Annotated in this window: 14 protein-coding genes; 11 read left to right on the top strand and 3 right to left on the bottom strand. The window is 70.9% G+C overall.

Translation table 11 applies throughout. The features are described from left to right. From ACFQ4O_RS04600 to minE, 4 genes are all read left to right on the top strand, one after another. On the top strand, positions 1–558 hold a 558-nt coding region (locus tag ACFQ4O_RS04600; RefSeq protein WP_378774475.1), incomplete at its 5' end, for a PD-(D/E)XK nuclease family protein. A gap of 389 nt (positions 559–947) precedes the next feature. Beyond that, on the top strand, positions 948–1,673 hold the full coding sequence (gene minC, locus ACFQ4O_RS04595) for a septum site-determining protein MinC (RefSeq protein WP_378774474.1): 726 nt from the start codon (positions 948–950) through the stop codon (positions 1,671–1,673). Positions 1,674–1,703: 30 nt separating this feature from the next. Continuing rightward, a complete protein-coding gene (gene minD / locus ACFQ4O_RS04590) occupies positions 1,704–2,522 on the top strand; it encodes a septum site-determining protein MinD (RefSeq protein WP_378774473.1) in 819 nt (272 codons plus the stop codon). Beyond that, a complete protein-coding gene (gene minE, locus ACFQ4O_RS04585; protein WP_271204238.1) occupies positions 2,519–2,788 on the top strand; it encodes a cell division topological specificity factor MinE in 270 nt (89 codons plus the stop codon). Before minD ends, minE begins: the two co-directional genes overlap by 4 nt. A 527-nt stretch (positions 2,789–3,315) precedes the next feature. Here minE and ACFQ4O_RS04580 read toward each other — a convergent pair. The 3 genes from ACFQ4O_RS04580 to ACFQ4O_RS04570 all read right to left on the bottom strand — a co-directional run bounded on the left by ACFQ4O_RS04580 (position 3,316) and on the right by ACFQ4O_RS04570 (position 5,994). Continuing rightward, on the bottom strand, positions 3,316–4,545 hold the full coding sequence (locus ACFQ4O_RS04580) for a lytic murein transglycosylase (protein ID WP_378774472.1): 1,230 nt from the start codon (positions 4,543–4,545) through the stop codon (positions 3,316–3,318). A 74-nt stretch (positions 4,546–4,619) separates the two neighbouring features. Beyond that, positions 4,620–5,675: a DNA topoisomerase IB gene (locus ACFQ4O_RS04575; protein WP_378774471.1), complete on the bottom strand. Its 1,056-nt coding sequence runs from the start codon at positions 5,673–5,675 to the stop codon at positions 4,620–4,622. Between the two features lies 1 nt (position 5,676). After that, entirely contained in the window at positions 5,677–5,994 is a 318-nt protein-coding gene (locus ACFQ4O_RS04570; protein ID WP_378774470.1) for a DUF7218 family protein, read from the bottom strand. 82 nt (positions 5,995–6,076) lie between these two features. On the opposite strand from ACFQ4O_RS04570, the gene ACFQ4O_RS04565 reads away from it, so the two are divergent. The 7 genes from ACFQ4O_RS04565 to ACFQ4O_RS04535 all read left to right on the top strand — a co-directional run bounded on the left by ACFQ4O_RS04565 (position 6,077) and on the right by ACFQ4O_RS04535 (position 10,754). Further along, the gene (locus tag ACFQ4O_RS04565; protein WP_378774469.1) at positions 6,077–7,087 is read left to right on the top strand and encodes an asparaginase; all 1,011 of its coding nucleotides are present in this window, start codon (positions 6,077–6,079) and stop codon (positions 7,085–7,087) included. Between the two features lie 351 nt (positions 7,088–7,438). Next, positions 7,439–7,732 (top strand): hypothetical protein, encoded by a 294-nt coding sequence (locus ACFQ4O_RS04560; RefSeq protein ID WP_378774467.1) that lies wholly within the window; start codon positions 7,439–7,441, stop codon positions 7,730–7,732. After that, entirely contained in the window at positions 7,729–8,127 is a 399-nt protein-coding gene (locus ACFQ4O_RS04555; protein WP_378774466.1) for a hypothetical protein, read from the top strand. Before ACFQ4O_RS04560 ends, ACFQ4O_RS04555 begins: the two co-directional genes overlap by 4 nt. A 69-nt stretch (positions 8,128–8,196) precedes the next feature. Beyond that, positions 8,197–8,367: a hypothetical protein gene (locus ACFQ4O_RS04550; RefSeq protein WP_378774465.1), complete on the top strand. Its 171-nt coding sequence runs from the start codon at positions 8,197–8,199 to the stop codon at positions 8,365–8,367. Then, the gene (locus tag ACFQ4O_RS04545; RefSeq protein ID WP_378774464.1) at positions 8,367–9,794 is read left to right on the top strand and encodes an APC family permease; all 1,428 of its coding nucleotides are present in this window, start codon (positions 8,367–8,369) and stop codon (positions 9,792–9,794) included. Before ACFQ4O_RS04550 ends, ACFQ4O_RS04545 begins: the two co-directional genes overlap by 1 nt. Before the next feature lie 23 nt (positions 9,795–9,817). Beyond that, a complete protein-coding gene (locus tag ACFQ4O_RS04540) occupies positions 9,818–10,507 on the top strand; it encodes a hypothetical protein (protein WP_378774463.1) in 690 nt (229 codons plus the stop codon). Further along, positions 10,491–10,754, top strand: a complete 264-nt coding sequence (locus ACFQ4O_RS04535; RefSeq protein WP_378774462.1) for a hypothetical protein — start codon at positions 10,491–10,493, stop codon at positions 10,752–10,754. The genes ACFQ4O_RS04540 and ACFQ4O_RS04535 overlap by 17 nt, the downstream gene beginning before the upstream one ends. Positions 10,755–11,024 lie beyond the last annotated feature (270 nt).

The following is an 11,024-nucleotide window of genomic DNA, read 5'->3' as shown; positions in this document are numbered from 1 at the left end:
GAGGCGCCCGGCCCGCCCCTATCGCCCTCCGCGCTGGTGGCGGAGGACGCCGAGCGCCTCGGTGCCCTGCCTTCGGGCCCGGCCGCCGACGCCGCCCGCGCCCGGGGCGTGCTGCTGCACAGGTTGCTGAAGACCCTGCCCGAGATCTCGTCCGAGCGCCGTTCCGCCGCCGCCCGGCGCATGGCCGACAGCGTGGACGCGCTGCCCTCGGAGACCCGCGAGGCCTGCGTGACGGCGGCGCTCGCCATCGTGGACGACCCGGCCTTCGCCGCGGTGTTCTCGCCCGCGAGCCGGGGCGAGGTCCCGATCGTCGGCCGCCTCAGGGACGGCCGCCCGGTCTCGGGCCGCATCGACCGGCTCGCGGTGACGGCGGACGAGGTTCTGGTGGTGGATTACAAGACCGACCGCCGGCCCCCGGCGGCCGGCGCGCCGACGCCCGCCGGCTATGCGGCCCAGCTCGGCGCCTATGCCGAGCTGCTGTCGGAGATCTGGCCCGACCGCCCGGTGCGCGCCGCCATCCTCTGGACCGAAGCGCCACGGCTCGACCGGCTCGACTGACCCGCGCCGTTAGAGCGCGGACAGGATGGTGTCGGCCCCCACGCCGGGGCTCTCGGCGGCGTCCGGCCTATCGCTCCTCACGCGCCGCGCAGCGTGTCGTTCCCGAGCAGGCCGTAGATTCGATCCGCGAGCGCCGTGCCCGTGCGGGCGTCCGCCGCGTTGGTTTCCCGAATAATCGCCATGTGAGATCCCCCAAAGAAAATGATCGTACGGCCACCGCCGCAGGGGGCAGAGCCTTAGAACTGCCCCGGACTCGCGCGCAACGGGACGGACGGCGACGGCCCCGGGCGGCATATTTTGCCGGGCGGTTAACGGCTCATTAACCATCAGGCGCTCAACTGTCCCGGCAACGCTTCGTTAACCCGTTCCTCGAGCCCGGACGTTTCGCCGTGTCGCAGCCAGCCCTCCAGATCGTCCCGAAAGCCGCGCCCGCCGACGAGCCGGCCAAGCGCCAGCAGATCCGGTTCCGGGGACGGTCCTTCATGGCGCTGGTGCTGGCGCCGGAGCAGCCGCTGGAGGACTGGTTCAAGGAGCTCGACGCGCTCGCGGCCGGCTCTCCGGGCTTCTTCGGCGAACGGCCGGTGGTGCTCGACGTCGCGACGCTGAAGCTGTCGCCCCGGGCGCTCGCCGCGCTGCTGGGCGAGCTCGACAGCCGCAAGGTGCGGGTGATCGGCGTGGAGGGCTGCGATCCGAAGTTCCTCGATGGCCCCAACGCCCGCCTCGCCATGCCGGTGGGCGGCCGCGCGGCCGGCGAGATCTCGGCCAAGGAGGCCGCGGCCCCGACCGGCACCTCGCTCATCATCGACCACACGGTGCGCTCGGGCCAGAGCGTGATCTTCCCGAACGGCGACGTCACCATCTGCGGCTCGGTCGCCTCCGGCGCGGAGATCGTGGCCGCGGGCTCGATCCACATCTACGGCGCGCTGCGCGGCCGGGCCATCGCCGGCTCCGCGGGCGACGCCAAGGCGCGCATCTTCTGCGCCAAGCTCGACGCCGAACTGCTCGCGATCGACGGCGTCTACATGACCACCGACGCGCTTGATCCCAAGCTCAAGGGCAAGCCCGCCCGCGCCCATCTCGAAGGCGAGACGCTCCGCGTCGCCGCGCTCGACTGACGATCACGCGAATTCCAAGGAGACACCCAAATGGCAGAGGTTCTGGTCGTCACGTCGGGCAAGGGAGGCGTCGGCAAGACCACGTCGACGGCCGCCCTCGGCGCGGCGCTCGCCCAAACCGGACAGAGCGTCGTGGTCATCGACTTCGACGTCGGTCTGCGCAATCTGGACCTCGTCATGGGCGCCGAGCGCCGGGTGGTCTACGACCTCATCAACGTGGTCCAGAACGACGCCAACCTGAACCAGGCGCTGATCCGCGACAAGCGGGTGGACAGCCTCTATCTCCTCCCCGCCTCCCAGACGCGCGACAAGGACGCGCTGACGGCCGAGGGCGTCGAGCGGGTGATCAACCAGCTCAAGGAGAAGTTCGACTGGATCATCTGCGACAGCCCGGCGGGCATCGAGCGCGGCGCCTATTTCGCCATGCGCCACGCCGATCTGGCGGTGATCGTGACCAACCCGGAGGTCTCCTCCGTGCGCGACTCCGACCGCATCATCGGCCTGCTGGACAGCAAGACCGAGAAGGCCGAGCGGGGCGAGACCATGGAGAAGCTGCTGCTCCTCACCCGCTACGACCCGGTGCGCGCCGAGCGCGGCGACATGCTGAAGGTGGACGACGTCCTCGAGATCCTGTCGATCCCCCTGCTCGGCATCATCCCGGAGAGCCCGGAAGTGCTGAAGGCGTCGAACCTCGGCTCGCCGGTCACGCTGGCGAACCCGATCTCCGCGCCGTCGCGGGCCTATCTCGACGCCGCCCGGCGCCTGCGCGGCGAGACCATCGACATGGTGGTGCCGAGCGAGAAGAGGAGCTTCTTCGGGTCGCTGTTCGGCCGGAGGGCGGCGGCATGAGCGTTCTGAGGTTCTTCACCCGCCGCTCGTCCGCCCCCGCCGCCCGCGAGCGCCTGCAGCTTCTGCTTGCTCACGAGCGCGCCGTGTTCGGCCGCACCGATCTGGTGGCACAGCTGAAGGACGAGATCCTGGCCGTGATCGCCAAGCACATCGCCATCGACCCGGACAAGGTCCGCATCAAGACCGACACCCAGGACACGCTGGCGACGCTCGAGGTCGACATCGAGATCCGCACGCCGAACGGCGGGCTGAAGCTCGCCGGCTGACGCCGGCGACGCACGACGCCGGACAGCGCCCCGGTCCGGTTGCAACGGGAACGGCCTCTCCCCCGCGGAGAGGCCGTTCGCGTTTCGGGGCACGGGACGCGGGGGTTGGAAAGGGGCGCCCCTTCCCTTGTCCCGGCCTTGAGCCGGGACCCAGAGCCGCCACTCACCTCACAACCAAGCTCAGCCGTCCCAACCTGCGCCGGAAACGCCAGCGTTTCCGGATGAAGCTCGGGAGCGCGCGATTTATTCTGCACGCGGAGACGTTTCTGGGTCCCGGCTCAAGGCCGGGACAAGAAAGAGGCTCGCGTGCTCCTGCAACGGTTGTCGCCAGTCGCCAACTTCAAGGCCGCGCCGCGCACGAGCCATGCCGAGCGGCCCCTTCCCTTGTCCCGGCCTTGAGCCGGGACCCATTTCCGCCGACGCTTCCGGATAAAGCTCGGAGCGCGAGGTTTATCCTTCAAGCGGAGATGTTTCTGGGTCCCGGCTCAAGGCCGGGACAAGAAAGTGGCTCTCTCAACGCAAAGCGCTTACTCCGCGGGCGGGAGGGCCTGCAGCAGTTCGAGGCTTGGATAGCCGTCGGCGGGCAGGCCGAGCTTCAATTGCGCGGCGCGGGCGGCCTTGCGGGTGGCGAAGCCGAGGCGGCCGTCGGCCTCGCCGTCGAGGACGCCGGCCTTGCGCAGGCGGTGCTGGAGATCGGTCAGCTCCGCCGTGTCGAGCGGCCGGACCGGCGCCGCGCCGGCGGCGACCTGGGGCGCGCCCTCGTAGCGGGTGGCGAGATAGGCCGCCGTCATGGCGTAGATGAAGGACTGGTTCCACTTCCGGTAGACGTCGAAATTGTCGTAGGCGAGGAAGGCCGGGCCGTTGCGCCCCATGGGCAGCAGCAGCGCCGCGCCGGCCTCCGGCTTGCCCTGCAGTGCGCCCTGGCGCGGCGTCACGCCCCAGGCGGTCCACTGGGACACGGGATGCTTCAGGTCGATGTCGGCCTGTTCCCACGGCAGGGAGGCGGGAACCGTCACCTCCTGCAGCCAGGGCTCGCCGCGCCGCCAGCCCATCTCGGAGACATAGCGGCCGGCGGAGAGAATGGCGTCCGGCGTGCTCTTCATCAGATCGACGCGGCCGTCGCCGTCGCCGTCCACGCCGAAGCGGATGTAGTCGGCCGGCATCATCTGGGTCTGGCCAAGCTCGCCCGCCCAGGCGCCGCGCATGTCGGCGGGCGCCAGATCGCCGCGCTCCACCACCTTCAGCACGGCGATCAGCTGCGGACGGAAGAAGGCCGGGCGGCGGCAGTCATGGGCGAGCGTCGCCAGCGCGCTGCGGGTGTCGAACTTGCCGAGATTGGCGCCGAAATCGGTCTCGAGCCCCCAGAAAGCCGCGACCACCGAGGCCGGAACGCCGTATTCGGCCTCCATGCGCGTGAACAGCGCGCGGTTCAGCTCGATCAGCTTGGGCCCGCGCGTCACGCGCGCGCCCGCGACCATGCGGCCGGCGAACTGCAGGAACGTCTGCTGGAACACCTGCTGGCCCCGATCGTGCGACAGCACCTTCGGGTCGATCGCGACGCCCTCGAGGCCGCGCGCGATGGCGGCCTCCGACACGCCGGCGGCGCGCGCCTCCGCCCTCACGCCGTCGAGCCAGACCGCGAAGTCGCCGCCGCAGGGGGGCGCGGCCTCCGCGGGCGCCGCCGGCTGCGCGCTCACGGACGGCGCGAACGGCGCGGCGAGACCAAAAGCGAGCGCGAAGGCGAGGCGGCGGGACATGTCGGCCATCCGGGAGAACACAAGGCCCGGGGACTGATTGGCCGGAACGTCGCGCGGGTCAAGCGGCGGTTCGCTCAAGCCCCGCGCTTCAGGCGCCGCACCAGTCCCGCCAGCGCCGCCTCCGCCCGCCGCAGGCCGGATCGGCCGCGCGCGCCCGCGTAAGCCTTTTTGAGCGAGCCCGAGCCGAATCCGTCCACCACCACCGCGTGCACGTAGGACTTGCGCACCACGGCGGGCGTGTTGGCGAGCCGCTCGGAGATGGCGCGCATCACGGCGGACAGCTGCCGCTTGCGGGCGGTCGGGCTGGTGGCGGGCTCCAGCTCCGCCAGATGCTCGGCGGCGTTGGCGCTCGCACCCAGCATGCGCAGGTCCTTGGCGGTCACGGGCAGGCCCGTCGCCTCGCGCAGATAGGCGTTCACGTCTACCGCCGTGATGCGGCGCACGGCGCCCTCGGCGTCGCGGTACTGGAACAGCCGGCGCCCCGGCAGCGCGCCGATGCGGCCCATGGCCCGCGCCAGCCGGCCGGAGCGGATGCGGCACGAGATGTCCTTGCCGCCCTTGCCCCGGAAGGCCAGCTCCACCGCCTCGCCCGTCACCCGCACGTGCCGCTTCAGCAGCGTGGAGGCGCCGTGGGCCTTGTTGCTGCGCACATAGGCCTCGCAGCCTACGCGGATGTGGGTTTCGTCGATCAGGGAGACGGCGGCCGCCAGCGCCTTGGCGCGGCTGAGTTTGGGGCTGGCCAGATCCCGCGCCACCCGGCGGCGGAGCTTCGGCAGCGCCTCGATCACCCGGTCGAGCCGCTCCACCTTCTTCAGCTCCCGCACCGCGTCCCAGTCGGGATGGTAGCGGTATTGGGCGCGGCCCGCCTCGTCGCGGCCGATCGCCTGCAGATGCATCGCCCCGTCGCGGGCGATGCGCACGTCGTCATAGGCCGGCGGAATGGCGAGGGCGGCGATGCGCTCCAGCGTGGGCGAGTCGCGCACCGGGCGGCCCTTGCCGTCGAGATAGCGGAAGCCGCGGCCGGACCGCCGGCGCGTGATGGTGAGATCGCGCGGGCCGCCGAGCTTGAGCCCCGCGTCCTTCGCGAGACGGGCCAGCGCGGCGTCGTCGCCGTCGTCCTCGGTCGCCATCTCAGTGCGACCGGAGCGCGTGGATCAGTTCGCCCTTGGTGGCGCGCGACAGGCCGGCGACGCCGATCTCCCTGGCGCGCTCGTAAAGCGCGTCGCGGGTCCAGTCCTCGTAAGCCGGCGACTTGCCGCCCCGCACGGACGGCGACTTCGGACCCTTATCGCCGTATTTCGCCTGCGCGTTGGAGATGCGCGCCGCCTTCTCCTTGCTGGCGCCCTGCTCGCGCAGCGCCTCATAGACCTCCGGGTTCTTGATGGAGGGATTGGCCTCCGCGGCCTTACCCCTCGACGTCGCCTTGTGGGATTGGGATTTCGTGGCCATGGTCGCCTCCCGCGTCCTTCTTCAGCGCTCAACACCGCGCTTAGGGTCCGGGTTCCTTGGTCCCATGCCGGAGTCCTCGCCGATGACCTCTCCCGCAGCGCTCGTCGAGGTCACCCGCGGGGTGGCGGTGGAGAGCCTCCACGCCGGCACCGTGGTGGTGGCGGACGCGGACGGCGCGATCGTGCTTTCGCTCGGCGACGCGGAACGGCCGACCTTCGGGCGCTCGGCGGTGAAGGGGCTGCAGGCGCTGCCGCTGGTGGAAAGCGGCGCCGCCGACCGCTTCGGCTTCGCGGTGGAGGAGCTGGCGCTCGCCTGCGCCTCCCACGGCGGCGAGCCGGAGCATGTGGCGACCGCCGCCGGCGCGCTGGCGCGGCTGGGGCTCGGCGTCGAGGCGCTGGAGTGCGGCGCGCACTGGCCGACCAACGACGCCGCCGCCCGGGCGCTGGCCGCGAGCGGCGCCGGCCCCAACGCCCTGCACAACAACTGTTCGGGCAAGCACGCCGGCTTCCTGTGCCTCGCCTGCGCCATGGAGGTGGAGCCCGCCGGCTACATCGGCCCCGACCATCCGGTGCAGCGGGAGGTGACGGCGGCGCTGGAGACCGCCATGGGCGTCAGCCTTGCCGAGGCGCCGGTGGGAACCGACGGCTGCGGCATCCCCACCTACGCCGCGCCGCTGTCGGCCATCGCCCGCGCCTTCGCCCGGTTCGGCGCGGAGACCGGCTTCGGCCCGGCGCGGGCGGCGGCGGCGAAACGGCTGAAGGAGGCGGCGTGGTCGGCGCCGTTCCAGATCGGCGGCTCGGGCCGCTTCGACACCGAGGCGATGCAGGCGCTGAAGGGCCGCGCCTTCGTCAAGTTCGGCGCCGAGGGCGTCCACATCGCCGCGCTGCCGGAGCTCGGGCTCGGGATCGCGCTCAAGATCGAGGACGGCGCCACACGCGCCTCGGAGGTGGCGATGGCCGCCCTGCTCGCCCGCTTCCTGACGCCGACGGGCGAGGCCGGCGACTGGCTCGCCGGCCAGACCACCAAGCGGCTGACCAACTGGGAAGGCGTCGAGGTCGGCGTGATGCGGCCGGCGGCGGCGCTGCTGGCGTAGAGACAGGTCGCGCGCCTCGACTCGACGTCCCCGCGCGAGCGTGGTCCTCGGACTTCTGCGACTGGGAGGCTGAAGCTTTCACCCAGCCCGAAGTCGTGGATACCCGCGCTCTGCGCGGGCATGACGACGGTTTTGGGCTGTCCGTTTCGCCAAATGTTTCGCCCGGACCAAAACTTTCGTCGTGTTGGCCCATACCCCGGCTCGCAACCTAGGGCAGAATGTCGCACCGCTCCGTCGAATTGACGCGACGCACACGAACTAGGCGATTGACGATCCAAATTTAGGCATTCAGATTTCCTTCCAAGACTAAAAATATCTTCGCAAGAAACCGCGAAGGGGGAGGAGATCAGCATGGCGGAGCAGGATCCCCGCGTTCAAAGCATGTTCCGGAAGGACTGCGCCTGCGCGTTGCTGGCGGTGACGTCCGTCTGGGCGATCTACGCCTTCACATACTGGATGATGGCGCCGGCGTTCGCCGCCGTCGGCGTCCAGTGGCTCATGGCCGGTCTCGGGATCACGGTGCTGCTGCTCAACGCGGCGGCCGTGGCGGCGCTGCTGCGCCATTACCGCGACGACAAGGCGGCGATCTACGGCACCGACATCTATTACCTCGACCAGCTCGCGGCTGAGCGGAGGGCGCGATGAGCCGCCCGCCCTACGAGCCGCCGGCGCAGTCCCTGACGGGGCAGATCGTCGACGCCCTGCTGATCCTCGGGCTGGTGGTGGTCACGCTCTACCTGCCGCTGCTGCTGAAGCTGTCGGGCGCGGGCGTCACCAAGGTCGTGCAGGCGGCGCCCACCTGGGAGTCGCTCGGCCAGAACGCCGTGATGGCGGCGCAATGGGAGAAGCTCGGCTTCGATCCCGCCAAGGCCGCCGAGATCATCGGCTCCCGGTTCGACTACAGCTTCTCCTGGGGCGCGCTGGCGCTCACCGCCCTCGTCATCGTCGGCTACTTCGTCGTGATGCTGCGCTGGTCGGACAAGGAGTACCGCGACGTGATCGCCGAACGCTTCGGCGAGGACGGCCCGCCGCCGCGCTGAGCCAAGGGCCACGCGCCGACCGCATCCGCATCCCATCCTGACATCGGCCGCCCTTCAAGGACACGCGCCATGATCGAGCTTCTCAACCTCGGCGCCTGGGCGGTCTCGGCCGCGCTCGCGCTCTGGATGCTGATCGACCTCGTGCGGACCAACCGGTCCTACAGCGAGGACTACCTGACCTCCTCCGCCGAAGGCGACATCATCGACGCCGAGATCGGCGAGACGGCGGCGAGGCAGTGATGACCGACATCACCCCGCAAAGCCTCGCCGGCGTCGCCGCCCCCGCGGCTGCGCCCGTCGCCCGCCGCGTCGCCCTGAAGCGCGTGCTCGGCCCCGCCCATGTCTGGGGCCTCGGCGTCGGCATCGTGCTGGTGGGCGAGTTCATGGGCTGGAACTTCGCGGTCGGAAAGGGCGGCGCGATCGCGGCCCTCACCGCCTGCTGGCTCGCCGGCGTCCTGTACACCTGCGTGGCGATGATCGACTCGGAGATCACCTCCACCGTCGCCGCCGCGGGCGGGCAGTACGCTCAGGCGAAGCACATCATCGGCCCGCTCGCCGCCTTCAACGTCGGGCTTTACCTCGTCATGGCCTACACCATGCTTGAGGTGTCGAACGCCATCGTCACCGGCGACCTGATCGAGGCCTTCACCCACAACATGGGCCTCGTGGGCGAGGTGGACAAACGCGCCTTCATGGTGCTGACGATCGTGTTTCTGGCGTGGCTCAACTACCGGGGCGTGCTGGCGACGCTGACGCTGAACCTCGTCATCACGGCGATCGCCTTCGCCGCCATCATGACGCTGTTCCTCTACGTGCGGCCCTGGGCGCCCGGCGAGACGCTGAAGCACGGCGACCTGCTGACCGGCCTGCCCTATGGCGGGCTCGGCATTCTGGCGGCGATGCATTTCGGCCTGTGGTTCTATCTCGGCATCGAGGGCACCACGCAGGCGGCCGAAGAGGTGCGCTCGCCCGCCCGCGCGCTGCCGCTCGGCACGCTGACCGGCGTGATGACGCTGTTGATCGCCGCCACCATCACCTGGTACGTGGGCACCGGCCTGATGCCGTGGGAGTATCTCGGACAGGCGGTCACGCCGCTCTACGACGCGGCCCGGCTCACCGGCAGCGGCCCGCTCGAGGTGTTCCTGTTCTTCGGCACGCTGTTCGCGACCATCGCCTCCGCGAACGGCTGCATCAACGACGCCTCCCGCGCGTGGTTCGCCATGGGGCGCGACCGCTACATGCCGGTCTGGTTCGGCGCGGTGCATCCCCGCTACCACACTCCGTTCCGCTCCATCGTGTTCTTCGTGCCGATCGCCATCCTGTTCGCGGTGTCGACCCCGCTCGACCAGACCATCACGCTGTCGATCCTGTCGGGCCTGCTCGGCTACACGCTGATGGCGCTGAGCGTGGTGATCTTCCGCCGCAAATGGCCGCTCGGGACCATCGACCGGGGCTATGTGCACCCGCTGCATCCCCTGCCGGCGATCCTGCTGCTGGTGCTGTGCGCGGTGACCTATGTGGCGGTGTTCCTGGGCTACGGCTCGCAGCTGCTGGCGATGATGGCCTTCTTCATCGTGGCCTCGCTGTGGTTCGCCCTGCACCGCTACAAGTATGTCCGCCGCGGCGACCAGTTCACCATGCGCTGGCCGAAGCCGAGAGGCTATTGAGCGCCGGTGGGGATGCCCGCGCCATGACCGCGACCCTCGTCGCCCTCGCCTGCGGCCTTCTGGCCGCAGGCTTCGCGCATGTGACGCTGAAGGCGGCGCGGCTCCGGGCCGCCCTCCAACGCGCCTTCCTCGCCGCGGGCGTCGGGCTGCTGGAGGACGGGCGGATCACCCCCGCCCCGTCCGGCTACGGAACCTTGCGCGGGCTCTGGCGCGGGCATGAAGTGGCGCTGACGCCGGTCGCCGAGGCGCTGGCCTTCCGCCGCTTGCCGCAGCTCTGGATCACGGTGACGCTCAAAGCTGACACGGGGCTCGACGCCGCGTTCGAGGCGCTGCGCCGTCCGACCGGCGCGGAGTTCTTCGCCGCCGGCGGCGGCCTGCCCCGCGCCTTCGCCCCGCCCCCGGACTGGCCGCAGGACACCGCCGTGCGCGGCGACGCCAAGGCGGCGATCGTCCTGCCCCTGATCGCCGCCACGCTCGCGCCGACGCTCGCCGAGCCGCGCTGCAAAGCGCTGCTCGCGAGCCCCACGGGCGTGCGCCTCGTCTGGCAGGCGGCGCAGGGGCGGCGCGGGGCCTATCTGCTGTTCCGCGACATCTCGTTCGACGTGACCAGCCTGCCCGCGTCCGAGATCGAGGCGCTGCTCGACAGCGCCCTCGATCTCTCCCAGCGCCTCAACGCCGCTCGGGCCGGGAGCGACCATGCGCAGGCCGCCTGATCCCCGCCTCGCGCTGCTGGCGGCGGCGCTCGCGCCCGGCGCCGGCCATGTCCTGATCGGCCGCGCCGGACGGGGTCTCGGCTTCGCCTTCTTCACGCTGCTGCTCGGCTGGCTGTCGACCAAGATCGCGCCGGACGACGCCTCGTTCCTCGGCCGGCACGCCGCCGGCGCCTTCGTCTGGGCGCTGTCGCTGCCCGACGCCTACCGCGCCGCCGCGCTCGATCGCCGGGCCGCCCGTCACCCGTAAAAACGCGACGTCAAGCCGCATCTGGCGCCTACTTTTTCCTCACGGGAAAAACTTTTGACATCGAACTGAAAGCCTGCATGATCCATGGCGACGACGGGCGGAAACGCCCGGCGGGCGACGTCTTCGGATCGGCGGCCAAACATGCCGACCGCGGGCGGGCGGACCTGAAGCAGTTGAAAAAAGAACAGCCGCCGGTGCGGTTCACAAACCGGGGCGACAACGAAGCGCCGCGAAACGCGCGGCCATCAGGTGATGGAACGGGGAACGAGC

The organism is Methylopila musalis (genome assembly GCF_042679725.1).
Taxonomy (GTDB): Bacteria; Pseudomonadota; Alphaproteobacteria; order Rhizobiales; family Methylopilaceae; genus Methylopila; species Methylopila musalis.
Note: the sequence above shows the minus strand (reverse complement) of the source record. Positions and strands in the feature narration are given on the sequence as shown.